Source organism: Chryseobacterium vaccae (genome assembly GCF_009602705.1).
GTDB classification, from domain to species: Bacteria; Bacteroidota; Bacteroidia; order Flavobacteriales; family Weeksellaceae; genus Chryseobacterium; species Chryseobacterium vaccae.
In genome coordinates this window covers 2,126,858-2,147,338 of sequence record NZ_VSWH01000001.1, presented here as the reverse complement: position 1 = coordinate 2,147,338, position 20,481 = coordinate 2,126,858, and the positions used below count along the sequence as shown (strand labels likewise).

16 protein-coding genes are annotated in these 20,481 nt (G+C 37.5%); 10 read left to right on the top strand and 6 right to left on the bottom strand.

The features are described 5' to 3' along the window. Positions 1–60: 60 nt before the first annotated feature. Positions 61–1,455: a type III PLP-dependent enzyme domain-containing protein gene (locus FW768_RS09660; RefSeq protein WP_153394897.1), complete on the top strand. Its 1,395-nt coding sequence runs from the start codon at positions 61–63 to the stop codon at positions 1,453–1,455. Between the two features lie 223 nt (positions 1,456–1,678). Here FW768_RS09660 and FW768_RS09655 read toward each other — a convergent pair whose 3' ends face one another. Then, on the bottom strand, positions 1,679–2,338 hold the full coding sequence (locus FW768_RS09655) for an HAD family hydrolase (protein WP_153394895.1): 660 nt from the start codon (positions 2,336–2,338) through the stop codon (positions 1,679–1,681). A 214-nt stretch (positions 2,339–2,552) separates the two neighbouring features. On the opposite strand from FW768_RS09655, the gene speB reads away from it, so the two are divergent. The 5 genes from speB to FW768_RS09630 all read left to right on the top strand — a co-directional run bounded on the left by speB (position 2,553) and on the right by FW768_RS09630 (position 6,983). Then, positions 2,553–3,410 carry an agmatinase gene (speB, locus tag FW768_RS09650; RefSeq protein WP_153394893.1) on the top strand — a complete coding sequence of 286 codons (858 nt, stop codon included), beginning with the start codon at positions 2,553–2,555 and terminating at the stop codon, positions 3,408–3,410. Between the two features lie 73 nt (positions 3,411–3,483). After that, positions 3,484–4,326, top strand: a complete 843-nt coding sequence (locus FW768_RS09645; RefSeq protein WP_153394891.1) for a bifunctional helix-turn-helix domain-containing protein/methylated-DNA--[protein]-cysteine S-methyltransferase — start codon at positions 3,484–3,486, stop codon at positions 4,324–4,326. Positions 4,327–4,682: 356 nt separating this feature from the next. Then, entirely contained in the window at positions 4,683–5,297 is a 615-nt protein-coding gene (locus FW768_RS09640; protein WP_153394889.1) for a prealbumin-like fold domain-containing protein, read from the top strand. Positions 5,298–5,318: 21 nt separating this feature from the next. Next, the gene (locus FW768_RS09635) at positions 5,319–6,089 is read left to right on the top strand and encodes a leucine-rich repeat domain-containing protein (protein WP_153394887.1); all 771 of its coding nucleotides are present in this window, start codon (positions 5,319–5,321) and stop codon (positions 6,087–6,089) included. Positions 6,090–6,374: 285 nt separating this feature from the next. Next, on the top strand, positions 6,375–6,983 hold the full coding sequence (locus tag FW768_RS09630) for an alpha-ketoglutarate-dependent dioxygenase AlkB family protein (RefSeq protein ID WP_153399851.1): 609 nt from the start codon (positions 6,375–6,377) through the stop codon (positions 6,981–6,983). 407 nt (positions 6,984–7,390) lie between these two features. On the opposite strand, the gene FW768_RS09625 is transcribed toward FW768_RS09630, so the two are convergent. The 4 genes from FW768_RS09625 to FW768_RS09610 all read right to left on the bottom strand — a co-directional run bounded on the left by FW768_RS09625 (position 7,391) and on the right by FW768_RS09610 (position 13,464). Next, entirely contained in the window at positions 7,391–9,250 is a 1,860-nt protein-coding gene (locus tag FW768_RS09625) for a CocE/NonD family hydrolase (RefSeq protein WP_153394885.1), read from the bottom strand. Between the two features lie 426 nt (positions 9,251–9,676). Further along, positions 9,677–12,457 carry a TonB-dependent receptor gene (locus FW768_RS09620; RefSeq protein ID WP_153394883.1) on the bottom strand — a complete coding sequence of 927 codons (2,781 nt, stop codon included), beginning with the start codon at positions 12,455–12,457 and terminating at the stop codon, positions 9,677–9,679. Between the two features lie 98 nt (positions 12,458–12,555). Next, complete coding sequence (locus FW768_RS09615) at positions 12,556–12,975, bottom strand: SH3 domain-containing protein (RefSeq protein WP_153394881.1); 420 nt, start codon at positions 12,973–12,975, stop codon at positions 12,556–12,558. A gap of 6 nt (positions 12,976–12,981) precedes the next feature. Beyond that, positions 12,982–13,464 (bottom strand): BON domain-containing protein, encoded by a 483-nt coding sequence (locus FW768_RS09610; RefSeq protein WP_153394880.1) that lies wholly within the window; start codon positions 13,462–13,464, stop codon positions 12,982–12,984. Between the two features lie 221 nt (positions 13,465–13,685). On the opposite strand from FW768_RS09610, the gene FW768_RS09605 reads away from it, so the two are divergent. The 4 genes from FW768_RS09605 to FW768_RS09590 are packed head-to-tail and all read left to right on the top strand — an operon-like array spanning position 13,686 to position 17,349. Beyond that, entirely contained in the window at positions 13,686–14,936 is a 1,251-nt protein-coding gene (locus FW768_RS09605; RefSeq protein ID WP_153394878.1) for a dicarboxylate/amino acid:cation symporter, read from the top strand. 5 nt (positions 14,937–14,941) lie between these two features. Continuing rightward, on the top strand, positions 14,942–15,658 hold the full coding sequence (locus tag FW768_RS09600; RefSeq protein WP_153399849.1) for a phytanoyl-CoA dioxygenase family protein: 717 nt from the start codon (positions 14,942–14,944) through the stop codon (positions 15,656–15,658). Positions 15,659–15,667: 9 nt separating this feature from the next. Then, on the top strand, positions 15,668–16,345 hold the full coding sequence (pnuC, locus tag FW768_RS09595; protein ID WP_153394876.1) for a nicotinamide riboside transporter PnuC: 678 nt from the start codon (positions 15,668–15,670) through the stop codon (positions 16,343–16,345). Beyond that, complete coding sequence (locus tag FW768_RS09590) at positions 16,342–17,349, top strand: AAA family ATPase (RefSeq protein ID WP_153394874.1); 1,008 nt, start codon at positions 16,342–16,344, stop codon at positions 17,347–17,349. Before pnuC ends, FW768_RS09590 begins: the two co-directional genes overlap by 4 nt. A gap of 273 nt (positions 17,350–17,622) precedes the next feature. On the opposite strand, the gene FW768_RS09585 is transcribed toward FW768_RS09590, so the two are convergent. Further along, positions 17,623–20,424 carry a GH92 family glycosyl hydrolase gene (locus tag FW768_RS09585; RefSeq protein WP_153394872.1) on the bottom strand — a complete coding sequence of 934 codons (2,802 nt, stop codon included), beginning with the start codon at positions 20,422–20,424 and terminating at the stop codon, positions 17,623–17,625. Positions 20,425–20,481 lie beyond the last annotated feature (57 nt).

The following is a 20,481-nucleotide window of genomic DNA, read 5'->3' as shown; positions in this document are numbered from 1 at the left end:
TAACGCTTAAAAATCAAACTTTTTTAGCAATTTTGCATTTCTTAATTCACTTGTTTAGAAATGAAAATAAAGTACTCGGAACTTATTGATCAGACATTATATTTTCCTACTGAAGAATTTAATGTTTCTGAGAACAATTTGTTATTTCACGATATTCCTTTGATGGAAGTCGTTGAAAAATTTGGCACTCCGCTAAAGATTAGCTACCTGCCGAGAATTTCTCAAAATATCCAGAAGGCGAAAAGCTGGTTTAAGGAAGCTTTTGAGAAAACCGAATATAAAAAGAATTATACCTACTGCTACTGTACCAAGTCCAGTCATTTCAATTTTGTTCTTGAAGAAGCTCTGAAAAACGATATTTCGATAGAAACGTCTTCCGCCTACGATATGGATATCGTAAAATCTCTTTACAATAAAGGAAAGGTAAACAAAGATATTGAAGTGATCTGTAACGGTTTCAAAACAGATGATTATCTGACCAAGATTTCAGATATGATCAATAGTGGTTTTGAAAACATTACTCCGATCCTAGATAATTATCGTGAACTGGATAAACTTACGGAAAGTATTGATTCAACTTTTAATATCGGGATCCGAATTGCGTCTGAGGAAGAACCTAAATTCGAATTTTATACCTCAAGATTAGGAATCGGATATAAGGACATTATCCCTTATTACAGCCAGAAAATTGCTGAACATCCTAACGCAAGACTGAAGATGCTTCACTTCTTCATCAATACAGGAATCAAAGATACTTCTTACTATTGGAACGAATTGTATAAATGTCTTCGTGTATATGCACGTCTTAAGAAGATTGCTCCGGAAGTGGATTCCCTGAACATTGGTGGAGGTTTCCCTATTAAAACTTCTTTGAATTTTGATTATGACTATCAGTATATGGTAGAAGAGATTGTATCTCAGATCAAAAAATTCTGTGAGGAAGAAGGGGTAGAAGAACCTAATATTTATACGGAATTCGGAAGCTTTACCGTTGGGGAGAGTGGTGCGAACCTATACAAGATTATCTCCCAGAAGCGTCAGAACGACAGAGAGAAATGGAATATGATTGATTCTTCATTCATGACCACACTTCCTGATACGTGGGCTATTTCGAGACACTTCATTATGCTTCCGCTGAACAGATGGGAAGATACTTATGAAAGAGTGTTTTTAGGTGGATTAACTTGTGATTCTGATGATTATTATAACTCTGAACAGCATACCAACGCCATTTATCTTCCTGTTTTCAGTGATACGAAGCCTCTTTATATCGGGTTTTTCCATACAGGGGCCTATCAGGAAACCATTGGAGGATACGGTGGAGTACACCACTGCCTGATGCCTCAGCCAAGACACGTCCTGATCCAGAAAGATGAAAACGGAGAACTTCAGTATGAAATTTTCCGTGAAAAACAGGAACCGGAAGACGTTTTAAGACTTCTTGGATATAAATAATAAATCAGCTGGCTTTAGCCAAAATAGATACAAAATAAAAGCTCTCAAAAATGTTGAGAGCTTTTTATTATTTAACCTCAGTTCGGAATAAGAATTTTTAATTTATAGAGTTTTGAAGCTGGGAGATGGAAGAGGTTTTCAGCCATAACTAAAAGTAACTTCCAGCCTCCTTCTTCCATCTCCCAGCCATTTATAATAAATTCATTGACCGAACTTGGGTTACTTAAAAATATTTTGAAATTTTATCAATCTGAAGGTCTTCATAATCAGAAACCACAACATCAGCCAATGTGTAATCCTGATTTTTGGAATGGGGACTTCTGTAGGCCGAGCAGAAGATTTTTGCTCTGTGTGCGGCAAGAATTCCGTTCGTGGAGTCTTCTATAACCATACAGCTTTCAGTGGATTCACCAGCCATTTCAGCGGCTAATAGGAAAACTTCAGGATGAGGTTTGGATTCTTTTAAATCGGCACCGCTTATCTTTCCGCTAAAGTATTTTTCAAGTCCGAATTTTTCAAAAACCATATTGATGGTAGTCATTGTTGCCGAGGAAGCAAGAATCAGTTTAACCCCGTTTTCATGGTAATGCATAATCAGTTCTCTTACCCCGGGAATTAAGTCAAACTCATCATCGTTATCAAAATAATCTTTAAAATGAGCCCTTTTGATGGCCGCAATGGCTTCGTGGGTATGAGGTAAATGATACTGCTGAATCAATGTTTCACAGACTCTCTTGGTAGAGGCTCCGGTAAAAGAGGTGTACAGGTCTTCGGAAACAGCGATTTCCAGTTCATCAAACGTTTTGAAATAAGCTTTTCTATGCAATGGTTCTGTATCTACAATCACCCCATCCATATCGAAAAGAACAGCTTTTAAGGACATATTCTGAGTTTTGCACAAAAATAGGTATTTATTTGGTAGGAGGAAAGGGGAGGACAGATAGAAAGATGATAGATCGGTTGTAAGCTGTAACTCTAAACATTAAACTCTGAACCTTGAACCTTAAACCTTAAATTCTGAACTTCAACCCATCACTTTTCTTTGTATCTTTGCGGTAAATATTTCAATTTTTATCATTTAAATTTTTAAATAAAACATGAGAACATACGCAGGAATTCCTGAAGAAAACGCAACGTTAGAGAACTCGAAAGTAATGCTGGTAACGGTTCCTTATGACGGAACTTCCACATGGGGAAAAGGAGCAGATAAAGGTCCTGAATTATTCTTAGATGCTTCTGAAAATATGGAGCTTTATGATATTGAAACACAGACAGAACCTTATCTTCAGGGAGTTTATTTAGCAGGAGAAGTTTCTGAAGATTCTAGTCCTGAAGCGATGACAGAGGCGGTTTATCAGAAAACAAAAGAGCTTTTGAATAACGAAGGTAAAGTATTCACTCTTTTTGGTGGTGAGCACTCTGTTTCTATTGGTTCTATCCGTGCAGTAGGAGAGAAATTTGAAAATTTAACGGTTCTTCAGCTGGATGCTCACACAGACTTACGTCCTGAGTTCCATGGTTCTACTTCCAACCACGCCTGTGCTGTTTTTGAAGCAAATCAGAAACATAACCTGGTGCAGGTGGGAATCCGTTCTATGGATGCAGAAGAAGCACAATATCTGCCGGAAGGAAGAGTATTTTTTGCTCACGAGATTGCTAACAATGAAAATTGGGTAAATGATGTGTTGGAAAAAGTTTCAGGGAATGTGTATATCACAATTGACCTTGATGCTTTTGATCCTTCAATTGCCCCTTCTACAGGTACTCCTGAACCAGGTGGATTAGCATGGTATCCAACATTGGAACTGTTAAGAAAAGTATTTGAAAAATGTAATGTGGTAGCTTTTGATATTGTAGAATTAATGGATTCTCCAATGGCTAAACCAACTGCTTTCCTGGCAGCGAAGCTATATTATAAAATGCTTGCTTACAACGATATTTATAACAATAACTAATATTCCGCAGGAATCGGATTTTTTCAGCCGTATATTCTTTGGAAATTTGTGAGGTAAATAAAAGCAAAATATTATGTCCACACAAAATCAGATTGATTATAACAGAATTGCCAAAGCGATAGAATATATCCAAAGCAATTTCAGGCTTCAGCCTAATTTGGATGAAGTGGCAGAGAAAGTTCACCTGAGCCCGGCTCATTTTCAGAAAATATTTACGGAATGGGCAGGGACAAGTCCGAAAAAATTTTTGCAGTTCATCAGTCTTGAACATGCTAAAAATTTACTGAAGGAAGAAAAAGCAAGTTTATTCGATACTGCATTTGAGACAGGTTTCTCCAGCACAAGCAGGTTGCATGATCTTTTTGTGAAGGTAGAAGGAATGTCTCCGGCAGAATATAAAAACGGCGGAAAAAGCCTCAGCATCAATTACAGTTTTTCTCCAAGTCCTTTTGGATCTGTAATGACCGCTTCTACGGAAAAGGGGATCTGCTATATGGCTTTTGAAGACGATAAAGAAACAGCATTGGGGAATTTGAAACATACATTTCCCAATGCTTCTTTTTTTGAAAAACAAGATGCGCTTCAGCAGAATGCTCTGTCTATTTTCAATAAAGACTGGACAAAGCTCAACACCATTAAACTCCATTTAAAAGGCACCGATTTTCAACTTAAGGTTTGGGAAAGTTTATTAACCATTCCTATGGGAAAACTGTCTACTTACGGCAGTTTGGCAGAGAAAATAGGAAATCCAAAAGCCTCAAGAGCAGTCGGAACAGCAATCGGCAATAATCCGGTAGCCTTTCTTATTCCGTGTCATCGGGTGATTCAGTCTACAGGAAACATCGGAGGCTACAAATGGGGAAGTGATAGAAAACAACTTATTGTGGGCTGGGAAAGTTCACACCTATATTCCTGAAATAACCTGAGAGTTCGAGCTAAGAAAACTAGTATTAATGGCCGGAAAAAGGGAGCTGGAAGTTACTCATGGTTATACCTATTGATAATCTCTGTAAAATCACATTAGCTAAAAAAGATGGCAATCTATTATTGATGACCTTCAGAACCTCTCTATTCCATCTACCAGCTTCCAAGCTCTGTAAATAGAAAACCTTATCCCAAACTGGCCTATACAATCAATCCCATTAATCAAAAGCATACAATTAAGAAACGTGTCTCTAATCTGAGAATGAGGATTTTATATAAAAATAGCTAAATTTAGGTATTTTCTACTGATTGATTTCTAAGTAATTTAACATCAGTAAATTTACTATCATGAACAACAGTATAAAAAAGTATTTATGGGGAACTATTGCTTTTTTGCTTGGGTTTTCCTTTATGGCCAGGGCACAAAAGAAAATAGAATATGTTCTTCCCACAGCAGAATTCAATAAACAGGAAGCATATAAAATGCTTGAAGAAGGAACCAATACTATTCAGGGGAATGTTTCATTTAAAAAACGAGGGTATACCAATTATCCGCATTATACGGATAAGGTTTTGCTCTTTCCTGTAACGCCTCATCTTTTGGAGTATTTAGAACTGCGGAAAAAATATAACAGTAAAAGAAAGCAGGCGGCTCTGACAAAAGAAGCGGTTATGGCAAAAATAGAAACGAAAACCTTGGATGATAAAGGCAATTTTGAATTTGTTAATTTAAAACCAGGGAAATACTATATCGTGAGTTGGGTTGCCTGGGAAAAAGTAACGAGTTCTCAGGTACAGTCCGGACCTGTTGTTGCGAATTACAATATGCTTGGACAACAAATGGGAGGAGGTTATGTACCAACAGAAACACAGTATAGTTCAAGGGGGTTTGAAGAAGAAATAGGTGAATTTGTTGAGGTGGCGGGTGATCGTAAGGTAATTAAGGTAAACATGGCAAGATAAAAATTAATAAAAATGCAGAAAATGAAATTACTATATATCGTTCTTGTCAATTTGGTATTTGTTTGTGCCGCTGTTGATGTGAAAGCGCAAACCATATCATTCCCGGATAAAAATTTTAAAGATGCGCTGATTGAATTAGGCCTCGATACCAATAAAGATGGGAACATTCAAAAATCAGAAGTGGCGAACGTCAAAGAATTGTATGTGGTTAAGGCTGGTATTACCTCTTTGGCAGGAATCAAAAACTTTACCAGTCTGGAAGATCTCGGGTTTTACGAGAATAAACTAAAAACAGTTGATCTTGAAGGCATGAAAACCCTAAAATTTATTTATGGTTTCAGAAATGAAATTACCCAGATAAAATTAAAGGGATGCTCAAACCTGGAGATTCTTGCTTTAGATAACAATCAATTATCATCCATTGATTTAAACGGGCTTACAAAATTAAGAGAAATTGATATCAACTGGAATAAGTTACAAAGGGTTGATCTAAATGATACACCTAAGTTGGTTAAGGCATGGCTATGGGATAATCAAATTACCAGTTTCAAAGCCAATGGTTCACCAGAGTTGAAAGATTTGAAACTCAATAAAAACCTGATAGAAGAAATTGATTTGAGAACCCTTACCCAACTCATATCTGTTAACCTTAATGACAATCCTTTACGGAAAGTTAATGTAACAGGCCTTAGTGCACTTGAGACCCTTAACTGTGAAGGGATAGGGCGGAGAAGCTTTCTCACCCAGTTAAATACCAGTGGGCTTATAAACCTGAAAGAATGTAAATGGTAGCCCGGAAGTATATTAAAATTTGGGCTGGCAGCCATTCTTGGACAAGCTGAAATCTATTTCTGTTGATGATTCATTTGTCAGAAAACTACCCATGTATTTGTATTTTATCTTACCTTTAAAATCTGGAAATCTTCAGATTAGAGTAAAGATCAATGAATTTTAAAATTACAAATGGTAAAGGCCTGGTTTCTATTGAATATGATATTCATCATCAGAGTGAAGATGAATAATAATGGTGCAAAAATCATATATACATTAAACCATTACTAAATTTCCTGAATTATGATGAGCCTGTTCGAAGAACTATCAGAATATCCCTTAAATATCCTTCCGAATGACGGAACTGTTCATTACTATGGAAAAGTATTTTCTAAAGAAAAATCGGATGCCTTTTACGATTATCTGTTTAACCAGATTCCATGGGAAAATGATGAAGCGGTAATTTTCGGAAAACTGATTTTAACCAAAAGAAAAGTAGCCTGGTTTGGTGAAAAAGCTTTTGAATATACCTATTCCAAACGGACAAAATATGCCCAACCCTGGACTCCTGAACTACTGGAACTGAAACAAAAGTGTGAGGAAATTTCAGGTGAAACCTACAATTCCTGTCTCCTGAATTTATATCATGACGGAAGTGAAGGGATGGCCTACCACAGCGACGGAGAGAAGGACCTCAAAAAACACGGAGCCATCGCTTCTTTGACTTTCGGTGCAGAGAGAAAGTTCCTCTTTAAACATAAAACAACAAAGGAAAAAGTAGAAATATTCCTGGAAAACGGAAGCCTGCTTGTAATGAAAGGAATAACCCAGGAAAACTGGCTCCATCGCCTTCCACCCACCACAAAAATAAAAACACCAAGAGTAAATCTTACATTCAGAACCATTGAAGAATAATGACCCTGTTTCGGTATAATATTAGTCAGCTACAAAATAAAAAATATCCCCAAACATCAATATAATTCGTGTATTCTGTGGGAAATATTAAATCACGACAGATACAAAATATTTTTACACTGTAGTAATTTTTAAGTTGAAAAACTTTATGGATAAAAGTTTATATAAGAGTTTTAAAAATCTACGATTTTTATTAATGTTGAAAATAAATCTGCGCAATCCGCGAGACAATAAAAATACCAACAAAAATCACTACTAAAAATCATTCAGTGTAGAGCGTAGAATTTATTCAATAGAGGGGGCTTTAGTCTTCCTAAATAATAAAAATGAATCCATTGGCTTTAGCCAAAATTTAACAACAGATCAAAAAAGGTGGCTTTGAAAATCTCAGCCACCTTTATAATTGTTTATTTTAGAATATCAGCTTCAATAGAACTGTCATCATAGACTTTAATGAATGCTTTCGTATAATCTTCTTTTGTTGCAAAATTTGGATTTTCAAGGAACTTTTGCGGATTTAAAGCAAACAGGGGAAACCAAGTACTGCTGATCTGAATCTGTATTCTATGGCCTTTTTTAAAGGTATGCATTACATCCTGCAGCCTGAAATTCACAGCGGTTTTCTGATTGGGAACCAGTGCTTCTCCTTTTTCCTTAGAATTTCTGAATCTTGCCGGCATAATTTCGCTTCTTACCATCTGGTGGTAATTTCCGTAGATTACACCATCTTTCTTTTCTTTCGGTTTGAAATCTTCAGGATAAACATCAATCAGCTTTACAGCGAAGTCAGCATCAGTAGAAGTAGAGGCAACATTCAGTTTGGCCATGATCTCACCTCCGAAAGTAATATCTTCCGTTAAAATATCGGTTGTGAAGGTCAGTACATCAGGTCTGCCTTCTGCAAATCTCTGGTCTTCCGACATGTAATTTCTTGGGGTAAAACCGTTGAAATCTTTCAGGTTATCAGAGCTTAATACAGGATTGTTCGGGTCGCTGTAATATTCTGAATAGCCCTGTCCTGCTGATTTTTTCAATGTTCCTCCTGCTAAATAAAAATTGATTTTCTGAGCATTTTTTGGAGGATAAGATGTAAATTCTCTCCATCCTTTGGAGCCCGTATCATACATTAAAGCCTCAGGAAGTCCTGCATCTTCTTTAGTATTTCCTTTCAGATAATGGCTGAAGAACCTAGTTTCAACATTTTTTTGATAATAGGTAGCAATGCTGTCCCCAAAATATGTCTGGTGGTGGAAATGTTTTCCCTGTTCCTGCGACCAGCCTCCGTGTGAGAAAGGTCCCATTACAATGGTATTTTTGGCTTTCGGACTTGTCTTTTCAATCGTTTTATAAATATTTAAAGGACCTGCAAGATCTTCTGCATCAAACCAGCCTCCAACAGTCATTACCGCATGTTTTATATCTTTTAAATGTTGAAGCAGGCCTCTTTTCTGCCAGAATTCATCATAATTGGGATGGCTCATAATTTCAGTCATAAAGAAATTGTCTTTATAATACTTTTCATACCCATCCTTTAAAGTTCCCATGTCTCTGTAAAATTTAAGACCGTCTTCCGAAGTGGCTTTAATCATAGAATCTGTATACCATGCTTTATTTTCAGGCTTTGTTTTCTGTACTCCGAAAACAGGAAATGTTTTGAAATACCCCAGCATAAACTTTCCGTTATGAAGAAAATCATCATTCCAGAAATCAGAAATCGGAGCCTGAGGAGAAGAGGCAACCAAAGCAGGGTGTTGCGCCAGTGTTCCTACAGCAGTGTAAAAGCCAGGATAAGAAGTTCCGTATTGACCTGCCTTACCGTTATTGTCTTTTACATTTTTCAAAAGCCACTCAATAGTGTCGTAGGTATCTGTGCTTTCATCCACATCTTTCTTTGTCTTACGGTCTACCTGAGGGGTCATATTGGTGAATGTTCCTTCACTCATATATCTTCCGCGGACATCCTGATACACGAAAATATATTTGTCTTTCATCAGGTATGAGTTAGGTCCCACTTTAGCTTTATATTCATTTTCCCCGTATGGAGCAATACTATAGCAGGTTCTCTGCATCAGGAACGGATATTTATTTTTATTAGAAATATCTTTCGGAATATAGATGGCGGTGAAAAGCTTCGTTCCATCACGCATAGGGATGTAAACTTCCTTTTTAGTGAAATTATCTTTTACAAAAGTATCTTTCTGATCTTTGTTTTGGGCATTACCAAAAATGAAAAGAAAAATGAATAAAATTGAAACCGGAATCTTCATACATAAAATTTGCGGCTAATTTAGAAATAAAAATGCTTTTCTGATATTTTATCAGATAATTCTTCTTTGAAAATCAATTCATCGTAAAATATTTCCATATTTTGTTAATGTCTTTTGTTGGTTTAACGCAAAGTCGCAAAAATTTTAATGATTGAAATGTTTTCCATACAAATTGAATTTCCCACAGATTCCTCAGATCGCATAGATCTTGTGGATATTTTATTATCTCGCATATCAAGCAGATAGTGGAGATCTTTTATAAAATCGTAGATTTTTAAGAACCTTAAGTGAGCTTATATACGGAAGCATTTAACTTAAAAATAAGTGCAGAATCTTTCGTGCCTGTTGTGGTTAAAATAATTAAGGGCTCAATTCAAAAAAAATAGCCGGAAAAATTCCGGCCATTGAATGAATATGATAAGGGAGTTATTTTCCCTGTGCTTTTTTTCCTGCAAATTTATTCAGTTTCATGCTGATGGAAAACATCACATAGCGTTTCAGGATAAGATCTTCACGGTCCTCAAAATAAGCGTTGGAAATCGTTCTTCTTACACTCTGATTCTGGTTCAGAACATCATAAATCTTTACTTTTGCCGTAAACTGTTTATTGAAGAAAGAATATCCTAAACTCGTATTCCAGAAGTAGAAATCTCTTTTAAAACCGGGAGCGATATTAGAATTGGTGTTGTATTCAAAATCATTTCCTAAAACCAGCCTGCTCTTGAAAAGATAATTCGTCAGTTCCAGCTTCAGGGCCTGGCTGGTAGTATTTATCTGGTCGATACTGTAATTGGTGTATTTTGAAAAATTATATCCAAGTCTGTATGATGGTTTAATGGTCACCTTGTCTTTAATTTCATAAGTAAGATTCAGCCCCGGATTGATGCTGTATGAATCACTGGTAAAGAGCTGTCCGTTGATAAACCCTTTATTGAAGTTATACTGCATATTGAACCTTGGGCTGATGGTCACTTTATTCTCTTTCCATTTGAAGCTTTTGCTGAAACCGGCTCCCGCATTGATATTTTTATTACCACTTATATTATCGTACGTAACAAGCTGTTTCCCTGCACTGTCATACTTTGAATAATTAATAATATCATTATCCCTGTACGTAAACCCGATATTCAGATAATAACTCATATTTTTTACCATATTGTAATTATTGAAATACAGGTAGCTGTTATTGGTCCAGGTATTTTTAAGGTTGGGATTACCCGTATAAGTCACCAATGGATTAGAAGTATCTTCATAAGGGGTAAGCTGCTCTGCGCCGGGAATGTTGAAATCTGCATAATGATAGAAGCTTAACCTTTTATTTTGAGAAAGCTCATAATTAAGATTGACATTATAGCCCGGAAGAACAAAACTTTTCTGAAGATTGTACTGCTGTCCGTTGAAAACGGAATTAACATTCATATCCGAAACATCAAGGTTCAGAGAAGCCCAGATATTTACTTTCTTTTTATTGAGGCTGAAAGTAAGTTCAGGAGTTAGCTTGTTGATTTTCTGCCTCATGCTGTTGGAAAGGGAAGTATTATAGTCTGTATATTGCCCGGTAGCGGCATCAAAATCATTAACATCTCTCAGATCACGGGTTATTTTTGAGCTGTAGTTCAATTCAAAATTAACGGATAGTGAATCTGAAATCGGTTCAGAATATCCCAGTCCGAAATTATATTCATTGCTCTGGTTCCTGTTTTTTGCAAGCTGATTCCTGTTGTCATTCACCGGAGTGGTTACGTTACTGTTTTGAAAAAATACCGTTTCTGAACGGTTAAGGTTATCCCTTCTTGATTCAGAGATGGCACTGTTCATTTTAGCACTCAGGGAACGTCCTTTTTTACTGAATTTTCTGGAAAAATAAATATAAGGATTGAAGGAATTGTTTATCGTTTCAGTACTGGTATATGCGTCACTTTCGTTCAGAAGACTGTTGTTCTGGAAAGTAGATGATCTTGAATTATTAAAGCTGAAAGTTCTGGAGCTGTTAAATCTTGGTGAAATGTAAATACTGCTAAGAGAATCCAGCTTGATTTTCGCTGAAGTATCGAAGCTGTACTGCTTATTTTCACTTTCGCCGCTGTTTTCAGAATTGGTTTTCAGCGTAAATTCCGGAAGAAGGGTAGTTCTTGAAACCTTAGATCTTGTTTCCAGATCAGAATCTCCGTACATTAAGCTGAACGTATCCAGATCAGCATCTTTTCCAAGTTTGTCACTATAATTGAATCCTACCGTTGTTGACTTTTGTATCCCTTTAGTATTCCCACCAGAAGTGTAATAGGTGGTATTTCCTACGGTGGAAACAGATCCTCCCTGCATCAGCCATGAATTACGGCCGTGTCCCATACTGTCAAAAACTTCATCATTGGAAAATCCCTGGGAATTGATGTTGTTGGAAGCGGCAAGTAAACTTATTTTAGTGTCTTTTTTAAAGTAGCTTAAAAGAGCGCTGCCCTCGTACCGTTTATCGGAGCCGTATCCGACGGTAAGCCTTGATATCAGACCTTTGTTCTTCTTTTCGTCAATATTAAAATTAATAGTCGTGTTATTTGATTTTGCTGTCTTTCCGCTCAGTTCCTCTTCTTTGGATTTGGTAGTGGTAAACTGGATATTTTTAATAATATCTGCGGGAAGGTTCTGAAGGGCAATTTTACCGTCTTTATCAAAGAAAGGTTTTCCATTGATCATGATCTGATCTACTTCCTTTCCGTTTACCGTGATTTTTCCTTCGTTGTTAATTTCTACACCGGGAATCTGCTTCAGAAGCTCCTCAATTTTACTGTCGGGACGTACTTTGATGGCAGAAGCATTAAACTCAATAGTGTCTTTTTTTATTTTTACCGGAGAAGCGGTGATTTTTACTTCATCAATACTCGTTACTTTGCCTTTTTCCAGTTCTATATCTCCCAATGTCAGGGATTGACTTATTTTTTCAAGTTTTTTAGAATAGGGTTGAAGCTTATCAGCATCAATTTTTAAAAAAGAAGGCTCATTCACAGCATCAGTTTTCAGGGAAAACTTACCTTCTTTATTGGTAGACGTATAATTAATAATGGATGAATCTTTTTCTTTCAGGAGATAAACCGTTGCATTTTCTACGGCTTTTTTGTCGGGATCTGATACTTTTCCGTCAATATGCAGGCTCTGGGCATGTAACATCAGAACCGTACATGCCAGCATCAGCACCGATAATAATTTCTTCATGGTTAATCGCTTTTTTTTAAAGGCGTAAAAGTATAAAAAAACATCCCCTTTCGGAGATGTTTGGCAAATATTTGTTAAAGTTTAACTTTTTTTAAAAATTACGCTCTTAAATATCTTGAATAAGCATAGCCTTCCTGGCCGTCATCTGTTTTTACTTTCCACCAGTCATCAGAAGTCTGCTCAATAAGAGTTACTGAAGAACCTTTTGCAGCTTTTCCTACAACAGCAGCCTCTGTAGACGGCTCCTGTCTGATGTTTAGGTTAGATTCTTCTGTAGCTACCGTTAAAGATGCTCCTGAAGCCAGTCCTGCAACCTGTACGTCAATATTGATATCTGAAGCTGAATAGGTAGAATCAATAGCTCCTAAAGCATTCCATACCGCATCTTTTGCTGCTGTATTGGAAGCATTTCCCGAAACATAAAGGATACCGTCCTGCTCCTGAACCTGAAGGTTTGAAATTCCTGCAGACTGAGCTGCTGAAACTACGCTTGAATATTTATCTTGTAATGTACTCATCTTAAATTATTTTACAACTAGGTTATTGTTATACTTTCCGATTTTCAAAGCGTCGATTGATTCTTTGATTTTTCTTGCCTGAAGGCCTGAAACATTTCCTGTAAGAGTAAGTTCTCCGTTTACAACCTCTACTTTTACAGAAGGGAAATCTTTAACAGCATCCTGAACTTTTTTCTGAACCGCAGGATCTACAGCAGCAGTTGTTTCAACCGGTGCAGGAGGTGCTGCTACAGTTGCCATGTCCATTACTTCCTTGATTCCGTTGATGGCTTTTAATTTAGCAATCATGGCATCTTTAGACTGCGGGTCTGCGAAAGTTCCGCTTAAGTGGGCTACACCTTCTTTTACTTCTACAGAAGCATTGGGATTAGAAGTTACCACTGTTGTAGCTTGAGTCTGAAGATCAGCATCAGAAACTTTCTTTTTACATGAAACTGCGCCGAAAGATACAGCTATAGCCAAAGCAGCCATTGCGATAGTTTTTTTCATATTGTATATTTATTAATGTTATTAATACAATCAAATGTAATAATAAAATTTGTACCAAAAGAATAAAAACTCAATAAATGTTTTATTAATTTTTTGCAATATTTTCTAAACCAGGAATTTAATTTTAATGGATCATAAAATTAAAGCAAACTTAACCCGCATAGAACAAAATCTTGTGCCAATTCAAAAACTATTATATTTGTGGCAATTGAACAATATATATGAAAGGACAAAATAAACTTTTTATAGGCATTATTATTGCGCTTATCTTGGGAGTAGGAATCGGAGGTGTGGTACACATACAGTATCCTGAAAGTGCCGAACCTTTTTCCAAAAACATAAAACTGCTGGGAACGGTCTTCATCAGGCTGGTACAGATGATTATTGCACCATTGGTATTTACTACTCTTGTTGTAGGGATTGCCAAGATGAGTGATATCAAAATGATCGGAAGAGTAGGAACGAAAGCCATGCTGTGGTTTATTTCAGCATCACTGGTTTCCCTTTTTATAGGACTGGTCCTTGTGAACTGGCTGGAGCCGGGACACGTGACTAAACTGCCGATTCAGGATGCCGCAGCAGCAGAAGATCTTCTGAAAAGCAGTAAAAGTTTTTCTATGGAAGATTTTGTAAAGCATATGATTCCTAAAAGTTTATTTGAAGCCTTTGCTACCAATGAAGTGCTTCAGATTGTAGTATTCTCCATTATGTTCGGAGTTGCGCTTGCGAATCTGGGCGAAGAATATTCAAAGCCGGTGGTGAAGCTTTTTGATATTATTGCTCACGCCATCCTGAAAATGGTTGGATACATCATGTGGTTTGCACCGCTTGGGGTTTTGGGAGCGATTGCTGCTGTAGTAGCCGTGAATGGTTTTGAAATATTCAAGGTGTATGCAATTTATCTCAGAGACTTTTTCTTCGCATTAGCTGTTCTATGGATGGTACTTTTACTGGTAGGATACTTAATTCTTGGGAACCGTCTTTTTGAATTAATTAAAAGAATCAAGGCTCCGTTGCTAATCGCTTTCTCTACAACAAGTTCAGAAGCCGTTTTCCCGAAACTGGTGGAAGAGCTTGAAAAATTCGGATGTAACAACAGGGTGGTGTCTTTCATTCTGCCTTTAGGATATTCATTTAACCTGGACGGAAGTATGATGTATATGACGTTTGCCTCCATCTTTATTGCCCAGATCTACGGAATTGAAATGGAATTGGGACAGCAGATTACCATGCTTTTAGTATTAATGCTTACCTCAAAAGGGATTGCCGGAGTTCCGAGAGCTTCTCTGGTAATTATTGTGGCAACATGTTCCATGTTTGGAATCCCGCCTGAAGGAATTGCCCTTATCCTGCCTATCGACCATTTCTGTGATATGGGAAGAAGTATGACCAATGTATTAGGAAATGCATTAGCCACTTCTGCTGTTTCCAAATGGGAAGGACAGCTGGAAAATACACCGCAGGAAGTGTAATGGATATGATGGGGCTTCAACGCCATAAAGAAGATGTTCATGAAAAGGGTTTTACCGTAATCAATGATCTGTTTTCTGATGAGGAAATTGAAAAAATCAGCGAGAAAATTCTGAATACAGATACCTCCAATTCAAATTTTAGAAAATCGGATGATCTTTTTGCAGTACGTCAGTTTTTAAAAGAAGTTCCCGAAGTAAAGGATCTTATCTTCAATAACCGTATTAAAACCGTTATTAGAGAAATTTTCGGAGAAAAATATATTGCTGTGAAAAGCATTTATTTTGATAAACCTGAAACTTCAAACTGGTATGTAGCCTATCATCAGGATCTGACTATTTCGGTGGATAAAAAACTGGAGCTTGACGGATTTGGACCCTGGACCACAAAAAAGAATCAGTTTGCAGTACAGCCTCCTCTAAAGATTCTGGAAAACATCTTTACCATCAGAATTCATCTGGATGATACCGATGAAAATAACGGAGCTCTGAAAGTTGTTCCCAGATCACATGCCAAAGGAATTTACAGACCGGAAACCATTGACTGGGCTACAGAAACTGAAGAGATATGCAGCGTGAAAAAAGGTGGAATTATGATCATGAAACCCCTTATTCTTCACGGCTCCAACCGGACTAACGACGGCAGGAGGCGAAGAGTGATTCATATTGAATTTTCTGATATGGAACTTCCGGAAGAACTGCGTTGGTCGGAAAGACTGAATTAATAAAAAATAATGAACGATATTTTAAAATCATGGAAGCCATTTGAAATCATCTGGCTTCTTTCATTTTCACTGCTCAGTATCGGAATTGCCGTTATTAATAAAGATAACTGGCTTAATTTCTTTGTGCTGGTGTCCGGAATTTTATGTGTAGTACTGGCTGCAAAAGGAAGTATCTGGAACTATGTTATTGGAACTTTAAATACGGCCGCCTATGCTTTTGTAGCTTATCAGAACGGTTTGTTCGGAGAACTCGGGCTTTATCTGATATTTTTCCTACCGATGAATATTTTCGGTTATTTTATGTGGAAAAAGCATATAAAAAATGATATTGTGGAAATGAAATCCCTTCAGTTGAAATCTTTGCTGGCGGTTTTCGTTCTTACAGCTTTGGGCTGCGCTGTTCTGGGATATTTGCTGTCTGCGGTAAGAGGGCAGAACACTCCTTATCTGGACGGGATGTCTACCATCATTTCAATTACCGCTACCATTCTGATGATTCTCCGCTATAAAGAACAATGGTTATTGTACATTATTTTAAATATTGTTACTGTTATCATCTGGATTATAAGAACCCTGGACGGAAGTGAAAGCGGAATCATGATGATAGCCATGTGGTCGGCCTTTTTAATCAATGCAGTATACGGGTATTACAATTGGAATAAAGGGAGTAAAGAAGAAAAACAATGAAAAAAACAGGACTTACATTAGGAAAATATGCGCCGTTCCACAAAGGACATCAGTTTGTTTTTGATACTGCGTTAAGTGAAGTAGATGAACTGGTAGTACTGATCTATGATACCGATGTTATCGAAACTCCTTTGCACATCCGGGCAGGCTGGATCAGAAATCTCTATCCACAGGCTGAAGTAATCGAATGTTGGGACGGTCCGGACGGCTACTCCAATGAAAGGTGGTTTGAGATCATACAAGAGGAGTACATTATCAAAATGCTTAACGGCAGAAAAATCACCCATTTTTATTCCAGTGAATTTTACGGAGATCATGTAAGCAAAGCTCTGAATGCTGTAGACCGGAGGGTGGATGAAGCGAGAACAGTTGTTCCGGTTTCTGCAACGAAAATACGGGAAAATTGTTTTGCTTATAAAGACTATGTGAGCAGTATTGTATACAAAGATCTGATCACAAAAGCTGTTTTCCTGGGAGCCATGTCTTCAGGGAAATCTACCCTTACGGAAGCACTGGCTAAGAAATTCAATACTGCTTTCGCTCCCGAATACGGACGAGAATACTGGACGGAACATCATGTTGACCGGAGGATCGGTTTTGAAGATTTTGATGTGATTGCCAAAAGACATATCGAAATTGAAGACCGTGAAATAGCCAATGCCAATCAGTACTTTTTTGTAGATACCAATGCTATTACCACCTATATGTTTGCTCTGGATTATCATGGAAAAGCTCCTGATTTTTTAAGAAAAACCGCAGATCTGAATTATAAAAGATACGATCTTTTTTTCCTGTGTGATATTGATATTCCTTATGATGATACCTGGGACAGAAGCGGTGACCAGAAAAGGGAAATCTTTCAGAAGCAGATTATTGCGGACCTTAAAGAACGGAATATTCCTTATATCCTGTTATCAGGAAGCCTTGAAGAAAGAATCCGGAAGGTAGAGAATGTACTTTCGGAATTCAGAAAATACTCGAACTATTTTGGCTCCGGAATTTGATATTGTGTTGTTTAAACCTTATAGGTTTCAAAAACCTATAAGGTTTGATAGGGATCATTTTTAGAAGAGATTTTTATGGTCTCGCTCATCATGCGGATTGAGCAGATTTTTTTATTCTATGATAAATAGAAATCGTATATTTTTAAAGTGTTCTTATGTGAACTTTTATGCAGTAAACTTCATTCTACTAAAGTGTCAAAATCTTTTGTGTCTGTTGTGGTTTAAAAAGTTTGTCAAAAGATTCCTATGATTAACACAGGGAAAAGTCTGTGACTACTTTACTGAAATCTCATCAATAAAAATATAAGCTTCACCGCCTGCTCCCTGATGCCATTCCGGAAGTTTCCCGAAATAATAAGCTTTTACTTTGATGTATTGTGCTTCAGTAGGAAGAATCTCTGTTTCAAAATCTTTGGTCTGTACCTTTTCATCCTTTGGATCAATAGTGTTGTCTATCGTTTTCAGAAGAATAAAATCTTTATTGTTGATGGAGGCGTAATATTCTACTTTTTTAGGCATCAGAATCCATGATCTGCTGTCCTGCAGATAAGTTGAAGATAGTTTAGTAATTTGCTGTGGCGATTTCAGGTCGATAACAGCTTCAAAATCCTGTCCCTGATACCCGTGCCATTCGCCTTTTCTCCAGTTAACATCCCCTCTGATTCCGTCAATCAATGCCAGCTTTCCGCCGGCAGCGTATTGTGGGGTAGGTGTTGAACTGATTGAAATATCCCAATAATTAGGCCTTCTGTTAAAAACGGCAGTCGTTACCGAGCTTTTTTCTCCTTTTCTTTCCGCAAAGGCTTGAACTTGGGTGGTTTTACTTATGGTGAAAGGACCTTTGTAGGTTGAGAATGTTTTTCTTTTGTTGGCATCACTTTCATCAAGAGTCATATAATATACTTTGTCTTCAGGATTCAGCGGGGTGATTTCTACTTTTGCTGAAAAATCAAAGATCCTGTCTGAAGATATTACAGGAGAAGCGGTCTGCTGGGTATATTTAAAATCTTTTGTTTGCGGGATATTCTCAAATCCCAGCTTTTTAAGCTCAGCCTTTCCTGTGTTTTTATTGATAACCCTTGTACTTCCGTCTTCCAGATGAATGGTAACCTCGTCAAAATAAGGGGTAGTGGTCTGCCATTCCGGAAGACCCGGAGTAACAGAATAAATACCCATCGAGCTTAAGATATACCAGGCGCTCATCTGGCCGCAGTCTTCATTTCCGATCAGTCCGTCCGGGGTATTTTTATAAAAATGGTCAAGGATATATCGGATCTTTGCATCTGTTTTTTCAGGTTTATCTACATAATTGTACAGGTAGGCGATGTGGTGGCTAGGTTCATTTCCCTGGGCGTATTGCCCCATCAGTCCGGTAATATCCACCTGTTCTCTGCCTGTCGTTTTATCGGATGCTGCAAAAATAGCATCAATGAACTGTTCAAATTTTTCTTTTCCGCCATGGGCTGAAATCAGTCCCGGAATATCCTGCTGTACCGAATAGGAATAATGCCAGGAATTTCCTTCCGTATAATTGTTATTGACTTCCCTTGGGTCAAATGGTTCCAGCCAGTTTTCGTTCTTTCTTGGCTGCATAAAACCGGTTTTAGGATTATAAAGATTTTTCCAGTTCTGGGAACGTTTCATGAAATACTGGTAATCTTCTTTCTTACCTAAAATTTTAGCCATCTGGGCGATACACCAGTCGTCATAGGCATATTCCACCGTTTTGGAAACACTTTCATGTTCATCATCAATGCTGATATAATTGTTCTGTTTGTAAGCATTGAGGCCGAAAATATCCAGCATGGCAGAATTTTTAGAGGCTTCGAATGCTTTCTCGTAGTCAAATCCTTTAATTCCTTTAGCCATAGCATCGGCAATAACAGAAACAGCATGGTAGCCGATCATACATTCCGTTTCGTTGGAAGCCAGTTCCCATACCGGAAGCTTTCCGCCCTGTTCATATTGTTTAATGAAGGTATTGATGAAATCAGCAGTTCTTTTTCTGTCGATTAAAGTCATCAGCGGATGCGCGCCTCTGAAGGTATCCCAAAGTGAGAATACCGTGTAATAGCCGAAATCTTTTACTGTATACAGTTTGTTGTCCCTGCCCCTGTACTTTCCATCCACATCCATATTGATATTAGGTTGGGTGAAAACATGATACATGGCGGTGTAGAATACGGATAATTTACCTTTATCATCAGATTTTACTTCAATTTTTGAAAGTTCTTTATTCCAGTCTGTTTCTGCCTGTTTCTTTATGGCTTCAAAATCTGAGGATTTTCCTTCTGACAGCATATTTTTTCCTGCACCTTCATAGCCTGTGGGGGAAAGCGCAACTTTCACATTGATCTTTTCACCTTTTTTTACATCAGCAGAGAAGGCCAATGCCAGTTTTGTTCCTGTGAAAAGTTGATCTTCCTGTTTTCCGTTAACCTCTTTTTTTGAAATTTTCATGGGTTTTGAAAATTCAATTCTGGCATATACATATTGGTTAACTGCCCAGGCTTCACTTCTTCTGAAGACTTCAATGGTTTTATCATCAATGATCTTCACTTCACCCTCCAGAAGTTTGTCACGATGGTTGAGATCCAGAATGATATTAGCTTTACCTGAATTGTTGAAGGTATATTCGTGATAGCCGACTCTTTGGGTGGTGGTCAGGCGTACATCAATGTTGTTCTTATCTAATTTAACGGAGTAAAATCCTGTCGCCGCTTTTTCATTTTTATGAGAAAATTTTGAGGAATAGTCTTTATTGTTCAGGCTTGGATTTCCCATCGTAGGCATCAGCATAATATCCCCGTAATCTGAAACTCCGGTTCCGTTGAGGTGGGTATGAGAAAAGCCATAAATCACGGAATCTGAATAATGATAGCCGCTGCAGCCATCCCAGCTCCCATCTATTCTGGTATCCGGAGAAAGCTGAACCATTCCGAAAGGAACCGTCGCTCCGGGAAAAGTATGGCCATGTCCCCCCGTCCCTATGAATGGGTTGACATATTGCGCATAATTCTGAGAATAAATGATCTGTGCAATGAATAAAGACAATACAGCAAGGCTTTTTTTCATATCATAATTTTATGTCAGCGAATATATTGAAAAAACAGCAGAACAAAATGTAATAAA

Excerpts from the sequence above, each read along its gene's own strand:
- FW768_RS09660 (WP_153394897.1), top strand. The coding sequence starts at position 61 with ATGAAAATAAAGTACTCGGAACTTATTGATCAGACATTATATTTTCCT.
- FW768_RS09655 (WP_153394895.1), bottom strand. The coding sequence starts at position 2,338 with ATGTCCTTAAAAGCTGTTCTTTTCGATATGGATGGGGTGATTGTAGAT.
- speB (WP_153394893.1), top strand. The coding sequence starts at position 2,553 with ATGAGAACATACGCAGGAATTCCTGAAGAAAACGCAACGTTAGAGAAC.
- FW768_RS09645 (WP_153394891.1), top strand. The coding sequence starts at position 3,484 with ATGTCCACACAAAATCAGATTGATTATAACAGAATTGCCAAAGCGATA.
- FW768_RS09640 (WP_153394889.1), top strand. The coding sequence starts at position 4,683 with ATGAACAACAGTATAAAAAAGTATTTATGGGGAACTATTGCTTTTTTG.
- FW768_RS09635 (WP_153394887.1), top strand. The coding sequence starts at position 5,319 with ATGAAATTACTATATATCGTTCTTGTCAATTTGGTATTTGTTTGTGCC.
- FW768_RS09630 (WP_153399851.1), top strand. The coding sequence starts at position 6,375 with ATGAGCCTGTTCGAAGAACTATCAGAATATCCCTTAAATATCCTTCCG.
- FW768_RS09625 (WP_153394885.1), bottom strand. The coding sequence starts at position 9,250 with ATGAAGATTCCGGTTTCAATTTTATTCATTTTTCTTTTCATTTTTGGT.
- FW768_RS09620 (WP_153394883.1), bottom strand. The coding sequence starts at position 12,457 with ATGAAGAAATTATTATCGGTGCTGATGCTGGCATGTACGGTTCTGATG.
- FW768_RS09615 (WP_153394881.1), bottom strand. The coding sequence starts at position 12,975 with ATGAGTACATTACAAGATAAATATTCAAGCGTAGTTTCAGCAGCTCAG.
- FW768_RS09610 (WP_153394880.1), bottom strand. The coding sequence starts at position 13,464 with ATGAAAAAAACTATCGCAATGGCTGCTTTGGCTATAGCTGTATCTTTC.
- FW768_RS09605 (WP_153394878.1), top strand. The coding sequence starts at position 13,686 with ATGAAAGGACAAAATAAACTTTTTATAGGCATTATTATTGCGCTTATC.
- FW768_RS09600 (WP_153399849.1), top strand. The coding sequence starts at position 14,942 with ATGATGGGGCTTCAACGCCATAAAGAAGATGTTCATGAAAAGGGTTTT.
- pnuC (WP_153394876.1), top strand. The coding sequence starts at position 15,668 with ATGAACGATATTTTAAAATCATGGAAGCCATTTGAAATCATCTGGCTT.
- FW768_RS09590 (WP_153394874.1), top strand. The coding sequence starts at position 16,342 with ATGAAAAAAACAGGACTTACATTAGGAAAATATGCGCCGTTCCACAAA.
- FW768_RS09585 (WP_153394872.1), bottom strand. The coding sequence starts at position 20,424 with ATGAAAAAAAGCCTTGCTGTATTGTCTTTATTCATTGCACAGATCATT.